We start from the raw sequence: 18850 nt of genomic DNA, 5'->3' as shown, positions 1-18850 counted from the left end.
TAGGCCCTGTGAGAGTAGGTCGTCGCCAGGTTATATGTCCGCTTCTAGCTAACGCTGGAAGCGGACTTTTTTTGTGCCCAGATAGTTCCCACAGCAAAGCTGTGGGAGGAGAAAGGAAAAAGTGTGAGGCCAATGGACTGCGACGTGACGAAGGTCGGAATGTCTCAGGTCTTCAGAGCAAAGTCTGGTGACTTTGGAAAAAGGGACATCACGACCATTCGATGCTTGAACCGACATTGGCCCTTTAGACTTTGGAGAGAATGAAGTACCAAGGAGGTTCATGCCTGCTATGCCTCAACGCTTACAGCGTTGTTGAGTACTACTAGAATCTGATTCCAAGGTATCGCCTTCGGCTCAACCATTGGGCTAGGTTCGCAGATCCCTACAGGATCTTTTTGCTTTATGTAGAGTCCTTTGATCGCGAGAGCTCAGTGTCGTTGAAAAGCTGAAACAGCGCGCGAGAGCACCGCGGTATAAGGGAATCTGTGACTAGTTAATCTAAGAAGCTGGAGTTCAGTAGAGATATAACACGCTGGCCTAGGCTGCTGAGAGTAGCTATTTGATGAGCACTACTTGAGTGGAAGGTACCCAGCACTCGCGTTTGTCTAGTAGTTGAATTCTGAGCCACGAATCACGGGATTCAATGAGAGAGAATTCTAAGCCATCTTTAAGTGAGTTATCGAAGGCGCTGGCGTAAGCGTAGCTTGGTCCTTTTCTGCCGTTTACTTTATTTGTCGTAATCACACCACTGACGTTCTGTTGGACGATCTTGATAGTCGTCGTAGTGAGTAGGCTGATAAAAATAATTCCACAGGCTAAGCTGTACTTGTAGAGTTTTTTATTTCTATAGCGAATGGTGGCTAGGAGAAGAGAGAATAGAGTGATGGAGGTACAGAGTGTGGTAACTTTGAGAGCAATGAGAGGTGTCTGATCCCACCATGTTTCATTGAGAGCTACTTCGGTTGCTACTAGTGCCCGGGCTGAAGTTAAATTTTCTGAGACCTTCTCATCCCATGGGCTCAGCTGTTGAGCATGGCGGTAGGCCGCAATACTACGGCCCAGTTCGCCAGCTTGGAACCATGCGTTACCCGCGTTGTACCACGATGTTGCAGGTTGAACCTGCTGCTTAGCAGCTTCTTCGAAGAGTAAAGCAGCTTGAGAGTAAAGCTGTGGGTCATTACTTGTTTGAGCTTGCTGGAAGTTTTTTTCGGCTTGTTCCCATTCAGCAGCCCGGAGTGATAGAGGGCTTAGAGCTACACTAATGACGGTAGAGAGGAGAATGAGAGGAAGGAGTTTTGAGAGTCGTTTGGCGATGTCCGTGAGTTTGGAGTAATCTGGATTTTGAGTTGTTTCAGTATAGATTGTTTTGTCTAAGTGCTGATGAATTTCGGTTAGAGTAACTAAGTCATCCTCGTTAGCTTTGATGTTTTTCAGCGCTTGGGAAGTGTCACTGTATGTCCAAGCCTTGTTGTTTGCTTGGAAGTAAGAAGCTAGCCAGGCTAGGAAAGAGTCCCACTTCACTTGGCTATTTTGAGGGGCTCTCAGAAATGCTTTGTATGACTCTGCTTGCTGTTTGTATGCAGCATTTAGCGAACGCTTTCGCGCTTCTCGGACAAGTGGGATAAGCAGTGCTGAGATGACGGGTATGAGGGAAAGTAAAACCCAGAAGTATTTGTTAATTACAAAGAGAAATTGTTGGAGAAAGTCATTCATAGGATTTATAGGATTGTTGTACCAAATACCTTCGGGGTTTGAGCTGAGAGTTTGTGTCGCGTTGAGGTTTGCTAGGGATATAGTATCTTGGTTCTGATATGGATTGACTGTTAGTGGAATACTAGGAGTGGTAATGATTTCGTAGTTTCCTGTATCGATATTAAAAATGGTGAAGTCGAGAGGTGGAATGCTTTGAATGCTAGTACTGAGAATTCGCATTCGTTGTTTGAAGCTTGTTGCTCCTTGGTGCCACACTTTCCCGAAGTCACCTGTTATGAGAAATCGTTCATCTAAATTTGGCTGTTCGTTGAGTTCTTGAAGCTCAAGAAAGCCACCGGGAACTTCCGATTTTAGATTGAGTTCGAGTTCGAGAACCTGACCGATTTCGACTGTATCACTCGGTTTGATATCGATAGTGATTTCAGTCGGGCTGAAGAGTCCTGTGAAGTTTTGAGTGAGTTCGTTGGTTGGGAGAGGGAGGACTTCTACTTCAATGGGCTGCGATGTATTATAGAGTCGATCGTAGAGCTGGTCTTCCTCAGTAGGGACAAAGAAGCTGTTGTTGAAATGTGCTACATACTGCGCGAAGCCAGATTTTGGCCTTGCGAGTTTACTGATTTCTAATTTTGTTGGAGGGAGGTCGAAGGTGCCGGCTTTGTTGAAGCGCAGGTAGATGGGTAAAGTGACTTTACCAAGAGCTTTAGGATCTTCTGGAAGTAATTCGCGCGTAGCGATAACACGCCGGCCTCCAATGGGGAGTCCAACTTGGCTATTTTCAGGTTCAGTATTACGTGGGATGACGACTTCGATGTCTTCGTTGGAGAAGAAACTAGGATTGAGGCGAAGGTTTTGTAGTGCTGGTGCGTGGAGTGAACTTTCCCAAGTAAGATCGAAGCGGACAGGCTCCCCGACGTAGACTTTTGATTTCTCGGGAGTGATTGTTAGTGTGATAGCTTCACTGCGCATAGGTTCAGAGGCCATGAATTGAACTACGGTGGACTCATACCTTTTTGTCTCAGATTCGAAGGGGACTGAAGGCAACATCGCGATGCCGGCTTTTCTTACTTGGAATTGAATAATGGCTGCCGACTGATGTGCATTTTCGGTGCTGTCAGTTTCATAAGTTTCGACGCTTACTATCCGGCACGAGTCATTCTCTATTTGATCCAAGTATGGCTGCTCTACAACAGTGTCAAAATATACAAGGGCACTAGCCAGCCTATCGGGGAAGATCGAGCGGGTTGTGATTTCTGGTTTAACATATGTGATCGGATTTTGTTGTTCCGGCACACTGGTGTCCTCTTGAGCGTGGATAGATAGAGGTAAACTGAAGATGAAAATGGCAAGAAGGTATCTCATTAGTAGTCTTTTTCTACTTTGGACGCATTTTGATTAGCGCGTTTTTCTTGACGGAACTGGAGGTTGCCTTGTTCTTCTTGGAGAATATCTTCCGCGGAGTAATTAGGTTCTGGCAGAGATTGCATTTGAGAGCTTGAGGAGAGATCTCCTTGCATACTTTCTGAACTCATCGAACTTTCGCTGTCATCTTCCGAATATTCGTAATCGCCTTCATCATCATCTTCCGAATACTCACTATCGTCTGAGTTTTGATCTGACTTTCCACTGAGTAAATCAATGATCTCAGTGATGAGGGCTTCTGCACTTGACTGCTGGCTACGGCTTGCTGGCCATTCTGAGCGTTCAAGTACTCTCTCCGCTGCGTTTTGCTGCATGCTGATCACTTGCTCGATGTATTTCAGCGGCTGGGTCATTAGGGTTTCAGCTACTTGATCCGGTGTAGGAATGACGAGCTTTTTATTGATCAATTCCATGCTTTTTTTAGCAAGAGAGGAGCGAGAGCTGAGCTGGTTTTGGGTGTCGTGATAGAGTTTCGAAAGGTCGGCTACTTCTGGCGAAGTATGGGTTTTATGGGTTCGCTCGCTGATCTTAACTGCAGCATTGATTGCCTGCTGCTCTTTAAGAATACTTTTGAGCTCATCGATGAGAGCTTGAATTTCCTTTTCTAACTCTTCGTCTGCTTCTTGTTGGTCTTTGAGAATTGCTTCTAATGTTCCCATCCATTGAGTAGTGCTTACGATGCGTTGTCCTGCGCGGATGAAGTGAGTGTCATAGCGTTTTGCTGAGAGAAATGAACGCTGTGCTTGCTGGGCGTAATTGAGAGCTACCTCCGCTGAGTCATTGGCGTTTTTTTGCGAGAGTTCGTAGTAACACAGTCCTTGATTGAAAGAACTCGCTGCCAGGGTCTTATGTGATGCCTGCCTGTCATTGAGCTGTTGATTGAGCTCGGTAAATTTTTCAACAGCTTCCTCGTACTGCTGATTACTCATTAGTGCTGAGGCTACATTGAATTCACTTTCCTCATAAGACTCCGCAGCATCAAGATTGGTTAGAGTGAAGACCAGAGCTAGAGCCGCGGCATGACTGAGTTGAAGGCCTTTAAGCCCCCAACATTCAGCTAAGAGAAGAAGGAGCAGTGCGGGAGCTAGGAAAAATACTGAAGCGTCTTGGTAGAGCGTAAAGCCGTTTTCGCTATCACTGGAAGCTTCGCTTTTATCCTTGGCGTACTCAAGATAGAGTTGCCCAAGGTTGAATGGAGCTGTCGCGGCAGGGACATAGTGCGCTCGGCTTGATTGTTGGGAAAAGCTCGCGAGAGAGGCGTCATCTAAACGAGTGAAAACGGTTTGGCCATCGATGGTAAGATCTTCTTCTTTGCCATCTTCGGTGATAATCGGAATTGGGAAGCCTTGATTTGGATTACCTATCCCCACAATCAGTGCGTCGGCCTTTTTTTCATCGAGTAACTCGGCGATCTTAGCCATTTTTGATCCGTGATCTCCACCATCTGTTAGGATGATGATGTCTTGGACATTTTCTCGCTCGGCAAGGAATACTTGGTCGACGATTTTTTCGACAGCTGATTGCATGGTGGTTCCTCCAAAATCTACTGCACGTGGGTGTGCTTGGTCTAACATATGTGCCACGAAGTCATGGTCATAGGTTAAGGGGCAGAGGATGGATGCGCTGCCAGCATAGACGACAAGTCCGACTCGCTCAGATTCTAGAGTATCGAGCGCATCTCTAATAGCTTGCTTAGCTACTTCGAGTCTGGATGGAATGACATCCTCAGCGAGCATGCTACGTGAGACATCGAGGGCAAAAACGACGTCCCTACCGGTGGTCGAAACCGATTGAGTTTGTGGGCTGTGGCCTGGTTTTGCTAGAGCACAGATAGTTAGGACTAGAGCTGTGAGACGTAAAATGTCTCTGAGCTTGCGATGGGTGCTGTATTCTGAACCAAGAGTTTGAATGACGACTCGGCGCTTTTTACGTGCCCGATGAAGTAACCATCCGATAGGAAGGAGTAAGAGAACGAGCAGGAAGGCTGTAGGATTCTGGAAAGTAAACTCACTCATGGCACAACTCGGAGGATGGTGGCTTCTAAAATGAGGGCTGCGAGTAGAGAAATGAAGGCAATAGAGAGAGGAAACCAAAACCACTCTGATTGGACTTCATAGCTTCGGGTAGAAAACTCTGCTCGCTCAAGTTTGTCGATTTCAGCATAGACGCTGAGCAGGGATTGGTAGTCACCAGCCTTACGGAAAATACCGCCAGTTTCATTACTGATGTGTTCTAACAGCTTCTCCGCAGCAGTGAGTGTTTCATCTCCTAATGCATTGGTCTTGGCGAAGCTTGAGTCACCTAGGCTAATGGTGTATACTTTACAGCCCCATTCTTTAGCTAAACCCGCAGCTTCTTGTGGAAGGTGGGCTCCTGAGTTATTCTCACCATCTGTTAGTAGAATGATCACTCGGCTTTTGACAGACTCGATGTCGGCCTGGAAGTCACCATGTTTGAGTTCATCGAGTTTTTTTAGACGGGCGGCAGCCAGAGCCAATGCGTCACCATAGGCTGTACCATCTTCGTTAGGCCGTTCTTGGATTTGGAGATCCTCGACAATTTGGACTAAGGCATCATGGCCGAAGGTAAGCGGGCTACGCGTGTCAGCATAACGGGCAAAAGTGATGAGGCCAATAAGGTCACCACTCCTCCCATTTAGAGTTTTACCATCGCCAGCTATAAAGTTACTGACCATTTTTTTAGCTACTTCCATGCGAGAGGTTTTCTCATCAGCAAAGCCTTTGAGGTCCATATCCATACTGCTGGAAACATCGACTAACATTTGGATCGCGATTCCTTCAGATATGTCTAGCGAGCGCTGGGATGTCCATTGAGGACGAGCGAGAGAAATGAGGATACAGATAATAGCCAACCGCCTCAGAGTCATGGGAATCCAAAGGTAACGTGCTTTACCTGACTCTTTATCTGGCCAAAGGCTGAGTGATGGGACCGATACCGAACTACGATCGCGTCTACGGCGAATCAGCCATAGTGCAAGTGGTATGAGAGCGAGTACCCATGGATAGAGAAATGTCATGAACGGCTCTCCTTGTTAAGTTCTATAAGCAGTTCACTTGCTGAAAAGTTTGGTTGGTAGAGGGCTCGCTCTATCAGTTTTTTGTGGGCGTCTGAGAGGGCCGGGTCTGTTTGTTCAAGCAAGTCATAGCAAAGCTGATCAGACAGTTTTCCTTGTGTTAGTTGCTCTTTTAGAGCGTGTAAAGATGGAGGTGTAGGCTGCTCAGTCTCTTGATCCGGCTTGCGATTTTTTGCTAGGATCAGTCCTCCTATTCCGAATAGTGATATGCTTAGAGCTGACCATAAGAAAATATGTGAGGAAGATGTTGTGGAGCTTTCAGGAAAGGAAGCGGGGGTGGGATCGCTATCAAGCGTCTCGTAGGATCCTATTGTTAGAGTTAGTGGATTTAGGAGTTTAGGCTCCTCATCTTCTGTGAACTGAGCGGTAATGCCGGAAAGGTTTATTTCACCTGGGGCAATGGCTTGGAAAATCCAGAGGTGGCTTTGTGAGTATTGTTCATGAGTGAGTGTTACAGGACTCACTTCATGGGCGATTAGGAGGAGGTTTTTGTTCGCTGGAATACTGAGACTAAATTCTTGGAAGTCCTGAGTTGTTGATTTTGCTCTCAGCTCGATGAGGTCACCGGGTAGACATTCCGTAGAAGATAGCTCGAGCTGAATGGCTCCACTTGCTTGAGCAATCAGAGTAGAGATGGCTAGGGCTGCTATTTGATAGAGGATCATTTTCATAGCGCTAGCCTCCTGTCTCATCTATTCCGACTCTCTGTCTGGAATGGAAAAATCCAGCGAGAGCTTCGACTGAATCTTCACCGATGGTGTGATCTAACAAATTTACTCCAGCTTCTAACATTTTCTGTTTGAGGTCGGAGGTGTGTTTTCTTAGGTCACCCTGTCTATGTAGGTCGATTACTTTCTGGGAACCGGACTCAGCGTCTTCCATGCGGATAAGACCACTGAGATTTGATTCAGCAATCTCGGGGTCGGAGAGGTGGATTGCATTGATATCATGACGAAAAGCGAGGGCTTGCAGCTCGAGCACGTATTCGTCTGTGAGGAAGTCTGAAACGACAAAAGCGACGGATTGTTTCCGAGCGATGTGTCCGAATCGCGCGAGCATGGTGACGAAGTCTGTGCCCTTGCTTTCAGGTTTGAAAGTCATCAGCGCATCCATGATACGCATGGCATGGCTTCTTCCTTTGCCTGGAGGTATGACATGTTCGATCTGGTCTGTGAAAAGAATGAGCCCCACTCGGTCTTGGTTTTTGATCGCGACCATGGTGAGGAGCGAACAGATCTCGACCATCGCCTCGCGCTTGCGCCCTTTAGGATCGTGCAGCATAGATGCTGAGAGGTCGACGAGCAGGTAGAAGAACTGTTCGCGCTCTTCTATGTAACGCTTGATGTGAGGTTCGCCAGTGCGCGCGGTGACTTTCCAGTCCATGCTGCGGACGTCGTCACCAGGTTGGTAGGCGCGAACATCTTCGAACTCGACACCGCGCCCTTTGAAGACAGAACTGTATTCACCTGCAAGCAAGTGCTCCACAGGCTTACGGCACTTGAGTTCTAGGAGGTTCAGACGATGTTCAGCTTCACTAAGCACAGTTAGATTCTGTTATACGTTGACTGGTACTTGTTTGAGAATGGTTTCTAATAAATCATCAGAAGTCATCGCTGCAGCTTCAGCGCGGTAGCTGATAGCTATGCGGTGACGGAGAATGTCATGAGCGACATCCTTGACGTCTTGAGGAGTAGTGTAGTCACGGCCATTCATAAGAGCATGTCCACGTGCTGCGAGTGAGAGGAAAATGGACGCACGCGGTGAGGCCCCGAAGCGGATGTACTGGGAGATATCTAAGCCATAGTTCGATGGGTGACGTGTGGCATCGACCAGACGGAGTAGGTAGCGCTCGATTTTTTCGTCAATCTGGACTTGTTCGAGTTCCTTGCGCATCAGCATGAGTTCTTCGATCGTGATAATGGAGTCGATTTCGAGCAGTGGTTCAGCTTTAGCCATACGCTGCACCACGAGAAGTTCTTCTTCCATGGTTGGGTACTCGACTTTCAGTTTGAACATGAACCGGTCGACTTGCGCTTCAGGAAGCATGTACGTGCCTTCTTGTTCGACTGGGTTTTGGGTCGCGAGAACGAGGAATGGTTTTGGAAGTGGAAATGTCTCTTTTCCAAGAGTGACTTGCTTTTCAGCCATCGCTTCGAGCAGAGCTGATTGCACTTTCGCAGGAGCTCGGTTGATTTCATCGGCGAGCAAAAAGTTTGCAAAGATTGGACCTTTTTCAGCTGTGAATGTGTGGTTACGAGGATCGTAGACCAGAGTTCCAGTGAGGTCGCCAGGGAGTAGGTCTGGAGTGAACTGAACACGGCTGAAGTCAGCTTTGACAGCCTTTGCAAGAGTGTTGATCGTCAGCGTTTTTGCAACACCTGGAACGCCTTCTAGGAGAACGTGGCCATTGCAGAGTAGCGCTAAAAGTAGTCGCTCGATGAGCGTTTCTTGGCCTACAACGACTAGACCGACACGTTCACGGATAGTTTGCAGAGTTTCAGAAATAGAGGACATAAATCAGGAGATTAGAAGATGGGTAGATAATATCGCAGTATGACGGGGAAATCTTACAGAGAAATGCTTAAAAGCTCAGAAGGGCAAGGTACTCGACGTTTCCATCGGTTCCTGTGATAGGGGACGTAGTGTAATCGAGCCATTTATAACCTAGGTCCTTAGTCACAAAGTTGCGGATTTTATCGACCGCTTTTTGATGGAGCTCGGGGTCGCGCACGATACCGCCTTTACCGATCTCGTCACGCTCTAGTTCGAATTGTGGTTTAACGAGACAAATGATATTACCGTCAGGTTTGAGAACGTCGAAAAGAGAGGGAAGTATTTTTGTGAGTGAGATAAATGAAACGTCGGTGACGCAGAGATCGCAGAGTTCACCGACATCTTCGCGGGTCATGTAGCGAGCATTGAACTTTTCTTTGACGATGACTCGGTCGTCGCTGCGCAGTTTCCACACGAGCTGGTTGGTGCCGACGTCGATGGCATGGACTTTTACTGCACCAGCTTGGAGCAGGCAGTCGGTGAAGCCTCCAGTGGAGGCTCCGCAGTCGAGACAGGTCATGCCTTCTGGATCAAAATTAAAATGCTTGAGAGCTCCCTCGAGTTTGAGACCTCCACGTGAAACATATTTTGGTTTCACTTTAATAAAGAGAGGAGCGTCTACTGGGAGTTTGGTCGACGGTTTAGAAACGACAGTAGTACCTGTGAGAACTTCACCAGCTAGGATGAGGCGTTTCGCTTGTTCGCGGGAGTCGCACATATTGCGGGAGACTAGCAAGGCGTCAGCACGTTCTTTCATAGGAGAGTGATAAGGTAAAAGTGTGAGGTGAGAAGTGTTTAAATGAAAAAAGCGCCTCGTTATTACGTGAGGCGCTTTGGAAAAGTGCTTGGTTCGCTTTTGTTATTCAGCGAGCGAAGGAACGGCTGTCGCAGGATCTGTCTCAGCGTCGTAGTCAACCCCAGAAAGGCCGTAGCCGAAGAGTTTGAGGAATTCGTCTTGGTAGCCTTTGAAATCTGCGACTTCGGAGAAATTTTCATTGGAAACTGAGCTCCAAATTTCTTGGACTGCGGACTGGATGTCATCACGCATTTCCCAATCGTCGATACGGATGCGGCCTGCTTCATCGAGCTTAGGATCACCTGAGTAGAGGCGGTCAGAGAAGAGACGCTCGATCTGCTCGATACAGCCTTCGTGAAGGCCTTCTGCTTTCATCTTCTTGTAGAGAATAGAGATGTAGAGTGGCACGACAGGAATAGCTGATGATGCCTGAGTGACGAGTGCTTTATTTACGGATACGTAGGCTTCTCCTTCGAACTTAGCTTTGAGATCGGCGTCGATTTTAGCGCAGGATTTTTCGAGGTCTTTCTTCGCCTGACCGATAGTTCCGTCAGTGTAGATCGGCCAAGTGAGTTCAGGGCCAATGTAGGAGTAGGCTACAGTTTTCACGCCTTTATCGAGAACGTCGGCTTCGATGAGAGCGTTCATCCACATTTCCCAGTCTTCGCCACCCATCACCTTGATAGTGTGTTCGACTTCTTCTGGAGTTGCTGCGCCGATGGTGACCTCATCTACTTCACCTTTATCGGTGTTGAGAGTTTTGTTGGTGTAGTCGCCACCTGTGGTTTTGAGTACAGATTTGTAGACTTCGCCAGTGTTTGGGTCTGTGCGTCGTGGGGATGCGAGTGAATAAACGACGAGGTCGATCTTGCCGCCCATGTCATTTTTAATGATATCAATCGCTTGGGCTTTGAGTTCGTTAGAAAACGCGTCACCGTTGAGAGATTTTGCGAAAAGGCCTTCAGCGGTGGCTGCTTTTTCAAAAGCTGCGGAGTTGTACCAACCTGCGGAACCAGTACGCTTCTCAGAACCTGGCTTTTCAAAGAAAAGTCCGAGAGTGTTTGCGCCAGATTGAAATGCTGGAACGATGCGGGATGCGAGGCCGTAACCAGTGGAGGAGCCGATAACGAGGATGTTCTTAGGACCGTTCTCGATCTTTGGCTTAGACTTTACATAGTCGATTTGCTCCTGCACGTGTGCAGCACAGCCGTCAGGATGAGAAGTGGTACAGATGAATCCGCGAATTTTTGGTTTTACGATCATGATGATAAAATTGGAATAGTGAGGCTGTGAGAGCCTCGGTCAGTTGTGAAATAAGCTAGAACGAGGAGGGTAATAGGTCAAGCAGGATGGAGGCGGCTAAAGCGGCAATTCCTTGAAGGAACGGATGAAGTTAGAGAAGTATGTGTGGCCCGCTTCGAGATCGGAAATTTTGATGAATTCGTCTTTGGTGTGCGCCTGATTGATAGAGCCTGGACCGAGACAAATGGAAGGGATTCCAGCGTTAGATAAATGAGCAGCATCTGAAAACCAAGGAGCTCCGACGAGCTGTGTGTCTGGATTGGCTTTGAGCAGTTGCAGAATGATTGGGTCCGTGGTGGGTGTTTCCATTGGTGGGTTCTCGTGTGCGCTGACAACTTCGAGTGGAAGTTGCTGCTCCTTGATAAAGTCTAACACGAGTGAATGTGCTCCGCCCTCGGCGAAAAGTGAGGGAGTGGTGCGAATGTCAATTTCAGCTTCAGCGTGGTCAGGAACGATGTTTGGACGTGTGCCTCCTTTGATCGTGCCGACGTTGAAGCTCGAGTGACCCAGTACGGAATGCGTGTAAGTTGCGAGCCTGTTGGCTAGCTTGCGGTTCATGTGATCTAGTGATCGAGTCAGAGTCATGATAGCATTCGAACCGCGCTCGGGTTGCGACGCGTGGGCTGCCATACCTTTGGCGACAACGGTGAGCCAGAGTGAGCCCTTGGTGGTGTAAACGATGTCGAGTGAAGTCGGCTCGCCAGCGATACCGAAGATGTATTCATCCGCGTGCCATTCCGCGAAATGTTTGGAGCCGTGCTGCGAGGATTCTTCCGCCATGAAGGCTACGAAATCGATAGCAACAGGAAGTTCGGCTAGTAGCTCTTTATTCTCTATCAGGGCTGTGAGCATGGCCGCCATGGGGCCTTTGGTGTCGGACGCTCCACGTCCAAGGATAGAGCCATCTTTAATTTCGCCACAAAATGGATCGAAGACCATTCCGCTGACTCCGACAGTGTCGGTGTGCGGTCCTAGGAAAATGCGAGGTCTGTTATCTGGGCCGGGGCAGCGAGCAATGACATTTGGCCGGCCAGGGAGAACTTCTTCTAACGTGACTTGAAAACCATGTGGAGTGAGGAAGTGGCGGAGAAACTCGGCGATATCCTGTTCACCGACTTTGTCTGTCCCTGGATCATTATCTGGATTAACGCTGGGGATCTGGATGAGAGTTTGGAGAAGTTCAACAGTGGTCATGTTAGACGGGTGTATAGCGACTTTTAGTCCGCCAGAAAAGAGAAAGAAATTTATCGGGCACAGGTGCTTTTAGGTTTTCAAATATCGTTAGTGTGGCAGCTTGTTTGAAACTATGGCTCATTCAAAAGAATCCATGCTCAAGGAGGGAAAGACAAAAGGCTTTCCATGGCTACGAGCGTCTTTTTTCCTTCTCGTTTTATTCGCAGTGATCGTGCCGTTTACGGAGGTGCCAAGAAAACTGAGGGACTACGCGAAAGAAGTTATTTTGGCCAAGCGAGAGGCGGAGCGTCAGGAGTATGTCACCCTTGAGGTGGAGGCTGAAGAAGTCGTGCACGTGGAACCTGAAATCGAGCCAATCATAGATGAGTCTGTATCAGAAGTTGTCGTTCCAGCTACTCAGATAGAAACTGATCCCGTTCTCGTGAATAAAGCGATTCCGAGTCTGGAACATTTTGTTGGGACTAAAGGTGATATGGTAAGGATGTCGAAGGGTTTTCATTTTGATTACGCCTTCGAAACTAGCAAGGGAACTCTTGCTTCAGTAGAGCGTAAAGATAAAGAGAGTTATGTAGCTGAGTATAAGCTTAAGGTTCGGTTACCCAAGGCTTCACAAAGTCTCAAGGAACTGAGCTCTATCAATCCTGAATTAGGTGATGTGCTTCCTGGCTTACAAGGGATGTTAGAAGGAGCTAAGGTCTCGAATTTCTATTACACACTTTATGAGAATAAAGTGAAGAGACTCGAGCGAGAAGTGGTGAAGCTGAACGAGCTTTCTACGAAGCATAATTTCTACGATTGCGAGACGATTCTGAATCTAACGCACAAGGAAAGTGGCCGGAAGATGCTCTTGCTCCAAGGTGATATGGATGTGGTGTCTGATGGGTCAGATGGAGACCGATTGGCTGAAATGCCTGATAAGATTGTAAACTCAGCGTACTACCAACCATTTACTAGCTATGGCTGGAAGAAGCAGACAAAGACTCCTAACCCAATGGTAGCGGGCTGGAAAAAAAGGATTGGTAACGCGAAGAGTGAGATCGCAGATCCTAAAACGACGGCAGATCGTAAAACGTGGCTGAAAGCACGCATGAAAATGCTTCAGCGCGGTATCGACGATATGGAAGCGCGGAGCTTTCTCATTGCAGAGTACGATCCCTTCATTGTGATGCCAGTGAATGTGATCACCAACAGAAGTGACCCACATGCAGTTAGAGTAGGGGACTACGCTGTGGTGATCGTAGATGATGTGATTTATCCAGCTATCGTTGGCGATGGTGGGCCTACTTTTAAGGTTGGGGAAGCGTCACTGCGTATGGCAAAGCAAATTAATAAAAAAGCGAGCCCGTATAGTAGACCTGTATCAGACCTCACAGTGACTTATTTGGTCTTTAGTAATTCTAGAGACTTGCCAGCCAGCGCTCCAAATTATGAAAAATGGAGAGAACGTTGCTCCGAGTTGCTCGATGAAGTCGGAGGCTTGGGTGAGAACTATTCGCTTTACGAATGGGAAGATCTGTTAGCTCCAAAGGAAGAAATAGAGCCGGTAGAAAACACTGAAAATGTCAGTGATGAAGCTGAGAGTGAGACGTCTCCAGAAACTGCTAAAGACCCAGAAAAAGAGGAGTCGGCTCCAAGCTCTGAGAACTCCGAGCCACAAAGTTAGCTACCAGCGATCTTCTCTGAGTGCGTTGAGTTTTCTATCATAGATATTAAACTCAATTTTGCTAAAGGTATCGAGATCAAAGCTGACATCACCGATAGCCTCATGGTTCCCAACTAAAGTTTCAGAATCGAGACTGATGGGATCTAGAATGATCCAACCACCAGATTTGAAATAGGCTTTCAAGTCATAGGTGTCTGCGCGTGGGTGGTTTTCTTCTTTTGGAGTGAGCTGGATAGAACTGATGCTTGAGATAGGGACATCAAATGCTGCATGCTCTGTCTCGACTTCAATTTTTTCTTCAACCGTTGGGCCAATGTTTCCACTGAGAGCATCGCCGTTGGCTAATCTGATGAGGTTTCCCTCGGTTTCTAGAGTTTGTGCTTCTTCTTCGTTGGCAATGGGTAATGTGCCATTCCACTTTGAGAGCTCGATGTTTCGGATCCGCATCTCATAGCTACGATGTGTGCTGAAGTGGAGTGAGTTGCCCATTATTTCAGGGGCTGGCGAGGGATCTGAAAATTTAGCGGTAAGCTCACCACTCACATAAATAGAGAACTCGCCTAAGTTGAGGTCTACATAGATATCATATGGTACTTGTTCCCCTAGTGTGCTTGCCCTTGTAGAAAATGTTTTAGTCAAACCTTCCGAACGTCCCTTTTCTAGATGCTTTTGCATACTCAAGTAGTTTGAGTTAATGGTGAGGTCGTAATAGTTATCCGGATTTTCAGTTTCAGCGCTATCGGCATATAGCAGAATTGAAAGGTCGATGTTTTTTTTGCGATCTACAGTGAAGTGTAGATGGCTGCGTGTTGGGAAATCTAGTTCTACAGCAATGCTGCTGTCATTGAGGCCCGTGATTAAAGCGTTATTAGCAAAAGACCAAGAAGCTGGTGTGCCCAGTTCATTCCATTCATCTAAAGAGTTTGGCCCAGAATAGATGAGATGCTTTTGATTAGAAATTTCGAAGGAATAGATCAGTGAGCGGTCGATCTTCAGTTCTCCAGCGTAAGGGGTATCGAGTTCTACGAAGTCATCAGTGATTCGAACAAGCTTTCCTTTTATTTGGTCACGTTCACCTTTTGGGTAGAACCGATCTTCAAGAGTTAGAATAGCAAGGTGAGGAACGGTTGAGTCAGGGACTGTCTTTGTGCTGCTGGGGAGTGATAGGTTGAGGAGGTGACTGCGATGAAATTGAACCAACTCCTTGAGGTCGTCGGCTTGAAAAGTTACGATGTCTTGGTCGAGTTGTACAATTTCTCCACTCAAGGAGTCGCCGTTAATGAAATGTAAAGTCGAGTTAGGGCCTGCTAGTAGAAAATTGAGACTTCCCAAAAAGCAGTAAAGAATGGCCAGAGGTGTATTTCTATTTCTCATTAGGAATCGTCTGTTTAGTGAGTCTAGTGAGGGCGGTACGAGGTAGTGCAATCTCACCTAATATGGGATGAGAAGTGAGTACAGTGGCTTCATTAAGGGTGAAGTCTAGAAGGTGGAGTTTTCCTCCTCCTTGAACTTCTAGAATATAGTTTCCTAAGACAGGTTCATAGGACTCATTTTTTTCTAAGTACACAGTATGAGCCTGAGCTAGTGGAACCAGAAGTGGGTCTTTAGAGTGTTTGTTTTCAAAACGCAGCTCGGGACCGTCATCTGATTTCATGATGTCTAATAACTTCCCAGAATAGATGCGGCCTTCTTTATCATAGAGTGTATCGAGCTTAGTATCGACAGGGTCATCTGGATGTTTCCCTGTGAAAAAAATATCTGCGGATTCTTTGATGCTTATCTCTGAGAGTGATAGACTTTCGTTCTGCATGTTAGCTTCTAGAATGGTCCAGTTCCCCATTGGCGCGGAGACTTCCGTGTCGTCAAATGTGCCCACATTCTTACCATCTATCAGAATAGCTACCTGCTGAAGTTTCCTGTCGACTTTGACTTCAACAAATGCGGAGCTCATAGAAACCTCTTTGAGTCGAATAGGCATTTCTCCTATGCGTTGCTTTGTCCTCGATGGCGTGGAGCGGTATACTTGAATGTTAGAAGTATTAAAATCTATAAAGTAACAGCCTTTAGAGTCTGCTTTGCGTTGAGCATCGGCACAGAGGTAGAGTTTAAATCTTGGCCGGTCACCGTCCCATTTCACATTAAAACTGATAGAGAAGTTAGAAGGGAGAGGAAGTTTAATGCTAGCTTCGGCATTATTACTAGTTTGTAGACTCCCTTGATCGATTTGCCAGTTTGAGAGCATGGCCCATTCATTGGGGTGGTTAGGTCCCTGATAGATTATAGGCTCAAAAGTGTGATTAAAAGAGAGTGATTTGATTTGATTTAGCTGAATAAGAAATGAGCCCCCGAAGTGGGTATTTATTTCTAGCTGATTATCTTTTAAACCAAGAATTGAGCAGGGGAGGGAATCGCCATTTGCTAGAATAATATTTTCGCTGTGGTGTTCAATATCCTCGATATCGTTACCAAACTCGATGCATTCTATGGTGTTCGACTTAAGGGTCACTGGTACCTCATTGGTCACGAGCTGGATTACGCATTCGCCGCTTTTTAAAAGCTGCTGTACTTCAGCAGTGAGACGGTTGCCATTCATGAGGGAAATGGAGCTTTGGGCTCCAACAGAGAATGGGAGGAGGGCGCAGAAACAATAAATGGAGTGACGAATCATGGTGTTAATCAATTTTTGAGTTCCATTGATCGAGAAGGCTGGCACCTGCTTGGTAATTGATCGCAGTAAGGTAGGCTACGTCGAGTGATATATTGCCTAAGATAGGGTGGTTTACTTGGATTTTTTGACCTTCACTCGACTGAGGAGTAGCTGAGAGGAAGCCAGTACCACTAAATTGGAATATGACACTTTTCTCTCCGTTGTTAGAAAGGGCTGTGACTTCATCAGTAGCGAAGTTGAGAGACTGGAGTTCGTTTCTAGGAATCACCATTTCAGCATATGTGCCGTCGAGGGTAAGCTGTTGGTCAACTAGGCTTTTAATATTTCCAGCGAAACGGTCCTTCCCGTTTGATAGCATAACAACATCTTGAGTTTCGCTTTCTAGACTAGGAGCTGAATCGAAGATTCCATTCCAGGGTGCTATCGCTATATCAGAGACTCTGGTTAAATAGTTATCACCACCGTAGTGGGCCAGAAAGCCGAATGTCTGACCGTTAGGGAGATGGTCGATGCCCTTGAGACTCCACTGGCTGACGAGCTGCTGACCATAGTAGAGTGCTATGACTTGCTTTGTACGGTTCACTCGCAGTTCAATCTCAGTTTGATTGCTTCCAAACTGAGGGGTAATATTACTCCTTCCATTGACGGCTGTAATATTCGTGTAACTTGACTCGCCATTTTCAGAGACTGAGTATGCTGTCAGTGTGGCATTATGTGAGCCCAGTTTAATCGCGAGGCATGAGCCAAATAGGGCAGTAATACGCTCTGCTGAATTTAAGCGTTGGTTAGCTTCTTCAGCATTATTTGGCAGTTCAGTTTTATTTAAATCAGCATGGATAATTAATGCGATGTTAGAATGACGGGGCGATTCAGTGATGTACTGTAAACGAAATGCTTGTGGGAGTTTGAAATCACGTAGGAAAAGGGCACCCATGTCCCCTCTGTTGTACCAGCCGAAGCTTCCGAACTCCCATGTGGCTGGGGGCATTTCTTGTTGAGTCTGTATTTGGGCATTTGGCATCGCGGACATCTCCCAGTTCTCTTCAAGATAGGGGCCTTGGTAGAGAATTTGTTGGCCTAGTGGATTGAGGACGCAGCTTTTCACATACTCTCTGGAAATGACTAAATCACTAGAAAAGTCAGTGTGAACGTGGATTGAGTCTTCGGTAATCGTTGAAATCGAGCAGGGGAGAATATCGCCATTAGAGAGTGTTAGAAGACTGGAATGGACAAAGGGTTGTCTTGAAAGACCTTGGTTAAAGACAACTTTCCGTAAATTTCCAGTTTTGAAAGTGATCGGTTGATCTGACTGTGCGGTTTTCCAAATAAGCCCCTCAGTTCCTTCAAAACCGAGGAACTCTCCGTGTAAAGTGTCGTTGTTCTGGAAGTTTAAAATATCCTGCGAAGCAAGCATGGATAGAGTGCTTGCTAGGAGTGATAATACGATAGAGGGGAGTTTCATTTTTCGTAAACGGGTAGAAGTCTATAGTTTAGCGCAAGAGAGAGAAGGGCGCTAGCTGTACTGTAGGATGGTCCTCGGTTACCAGCCCAAGAGCCCTCCGGCTGCTGGGTTACGGAGAGAAGGCGGATGTTTTTTTCGTTCCAGAGTTTCCATGCTTCTTCGTCTGCTTGGAAGAGAGCCTGCGACATGTAGTATTCGAAATAATACGTGTAGTGGGTGTCGCGGTAATCGAGGTTACGTTTGAGGTTCTCTAGTGATTGGTCAAAGCCTTCTGCATCTTTTTGCTTAGCTAAGGAATAGCAGAGTGAGCCAATGGCTGTGAGTGTCGTCTTCCCTCCACCGCGTGAGGTGTAGCCATATGCTCCACTACTGTCGCGGCAGCTACTCATGTATTTTAGGGCGCGTTCGATTGCTGTATCAGGAATCGGGATGCCTGCATTTCTAGCGGCTAAAAGGGCCACAATCTGACAGCCGGTGACTGTGGTATCCGCGTCTTTACTATCTGGGCTGTAGCGCCAGCCACCTTTAGGGTTTCTCTTCTGAGCTGACAGAATAAGGTCGACTGCTTTTTGGAGTGCTCTACCAATTTTGGGGTCATCTACTGCACCGTATGCCTCGGCAAGAGCGAGAGTGGCAAAGCCATGGTTGTACATGCTTGTGCCGATGTAGCCGTTTTCTGGTTTTTGAGATTCGAGGATGAAATTAACACAGCTCTTAATGTTAGATGAATACGGGCCATGATTCGGATCTTCTCCATGCGCAAGAAACGCGAGTGTGGCGAGTCCAACGACACCAGGGTAGTGGCCTGAGTTGTCACTCCATGTGCCATTGGCTTGTTGCGAGCTGGCAAGATACTTTAAGCCTCGTGTGTAGATTGACTCTACCTTTGCTGGTATGGCGTCATTTTCACGACGAGCAATACTCTGAGCTTCGAGCTGTAGTGAGCTGAGGCATAGTAGGCTAAATATGATAGAACGGAGATGCAT

At 47.0% G+C, this 18850-nt stretch carries 15 protein-coding genes; 2 read left to right on the top strand and 13 right to left on the bottom strand.

The window, feature by feature from the left end; genetic code table 11:
• Positions 1–191, top strand: a 191-nt coding sequence (locus ACSHX2_RS10890) for a hypothetical protein (RefSeq protein WP_435692977.1), incomplete at its 5' end; no start/stop codon positions are given.
• Between the two features lie 364 nt (positions 192–555).
• Here the strand turns inward: ACSHX2_RS10890 and ACSHX2_RS10885 are convergent.
• The 9 genes from ACSHX2_RS10885 to ACSHX2_RS10845 form a co-directional block, all read right to left on the bottom strand.
• Complete coding sequence (locus tag ACSHX2_RS10885; protein WP_435692976.1) at positions 556–3072, bottom strand: hypothetical protein; 2517 nt, start codon at positions 3070–3072, stop codon at positions 556–558.
• On the bottom strand, positions 3072–5147 hold the full coding sequence (locus ACSHX2_RS10880; protein WP_435692975.1) for a VWA domain-containing protein: 2076 nt from the start codon (positions 5145–5147) through the stop codon (positions 3072–3074). The genes ACSHX2_RS10885 and ACSHX2_RS10880 overlap by 1 nt, the downstream gene beginning before the upstream one ends.
• Positions 5144–6169 carry a vWA domain-containing protein gene (locus ACSHX2_RS10875; RefSeq protein WP_435692974.1) on the bottom strand — a complete coding sequence of 342 codons (1026 nt, stop codon included), beginning with the start codon at positions 6167–6169 and terminating at the stop codon, positions 5144–5146. The genes ACSHX2_RS10880 and ACSHX2_RS10875 overlap by 4 nt, the downstream gene beginning before the upstream one ends.
• Positions 6166–6897, bottom strand: a complete 732-nt coding sequence (locus tag ACSHX2_RS10870) for a hypothetical protein (RefSeq protein WP_435692973.1) — start codon at positions 6895–6897, stop codon at positions 6166–6168. Before ACSHX2_RS10870 ends, ACSHX2_RS10875 begins: the two co-directional genes overlap by 4 nt.
• A 4-nt stretch (positions 6898–6901) precedes the next feature.
• Positions 6902–7768 carry a DUF58 domain-containing protein gene (locus ACSHX2_RS10865; protein ID WP_435692972.1) on the bottom strand — a complete coding sequence of 289 codons (867 nt, stop codon included), beginning with the start codon at positions 7766–7768 and terminating at the stop codon, positions 6902–6904.
• Between the two features lie 12 nt (positions 7769–7780).
• Positions 7781–8740 carry an AAA family ATPase gene (locus ACSHX2_RS10860; protein ID WP_435692971.1) on the bottom strand — a complete coding sequence of 320 codons (960 nt, stop codon included), beginning with the start codon at positions 8738–8740 and terminating at the stop codon, positions 7781–7783.
• Positions 8741–8807: 67 nt separating this feature from the next.
• On the bottom strand, positions 8808–9536 hold the full coding sequence (locus ACSHX2_RS10855; protein WP_435692970.1) for a TlyA family RNA methyltransferase: 729 nt from the start codon (positions 9534–9536) through the stop codon (positions 8808–8810).
• 102 nt (positions 9537–9638) lie between these two features.
• Positions 9639–10838: an enoyl-ACP reductase FabV gene (gene fabV, locus ACSHX2_RS10850; protein ID WP_435692969.1), complete on the bottom strand. Its 1200-nt coding sequence runs from the start codon at positions 10836–10838 to the stop codon at positions 9639–9641.
• A gap of 96 nt (positions 10839–10934) precedes the next feature.
• Positions 10935–12071 (bottom strand): M20 family metallopeptidase, encoded by a 1137-nt coding sequence (locus tag ACSHX2_RS10845; protein ID WP_435692968.1) that lies wholly within the window; start codon positions 12069–12071, stop codon positions 10935–10937.
• A gap of 112 nt (positions 12072–12183) precedes the next feature.
• Here ACSHX2_RS10845 and ACSHX2_RS10840 point away from each other — a divergent pair, with 112 nt between their 5' ends.
• Complete coding sequence (locus ACSHX2_RS10840; protein WP_435692967.1) at positions 12184–13734, top strand: glycoside hydrolase family 75 protein; 1551 nt, start codon at positions 12184–12186, stop codon at positions 13732–13734.
• Here the strand turns inward: ACSHX2_RS10840 and ACSHX2_RS10835 are convergent, their stop codons facing one another.
• Genes ACSHX2_RS10835 through ACSHX2_RS10820 form a run of 4 tightly spaced genes read right to left on the bottom strand, consistent with a single transcriptional unit; the run spans position 13735 to position 18850 of the window.
• Complete coding sequence (locus ACSHX2_RS10835) at positions 13735–15108, bottom strand: hypothetical protein (RefSeq protein WP_435692966.1); 1374 nt, start codon at positions 15106–15108, stop codon at positions 13735–13737. It abuts the gene before it with no gap.
• Positions 15098–16402, bottom strand: coding sequence for a hypothetical protein (locus tag ACSHX2_RS10830; protein WP_435692965.1), 1305 nt, complete (start codon positions 16400–16402; stop codon positions 15098–15100). Before ACSHX2_RS10830 ends, ACSHX2_RS10835 begins: the two co-directional genes overlap by 11 nt.
• A 4-nt stretch (positions 16403–16406) precedes the next feature.
• Positions 16407–17864 (bottom strand): hypothetical protein, encoded by a 1458-nt coding sequence (locus ACSHX2_RS10825; protein WP_435692964.1) that lies wholly within the window; start codon positions 17862–17864, stop codon positions 16407–16409.
• Complete coding sequence (locus ACSHX2_RS10820; protein WP_435692963.1) at positions 17861–18850, bottom strand: prenyltransferase/squalene oxidase repeat-containing protein; 990 nt, start codon at positions 18848–18850, stop codon at positions 17861–17863. The genes ACSHX2_RS10825 and ACSHX2_RS10820 overlap by 4 nt, the downstream gene beginning before the upstream one ends.

It is taken from the genome of Rubritalea sp. (assembly GCF_051252225.1).
Lineage (GTDB): Bacteria > Verrucomicrobiota > Verrucomicrobiia > Verrucomicrobiales > Akkermansiaceae > Rubritalea.
This window is presented reverse-complemented; position numbering and strand designations above follow the sequence as displayed.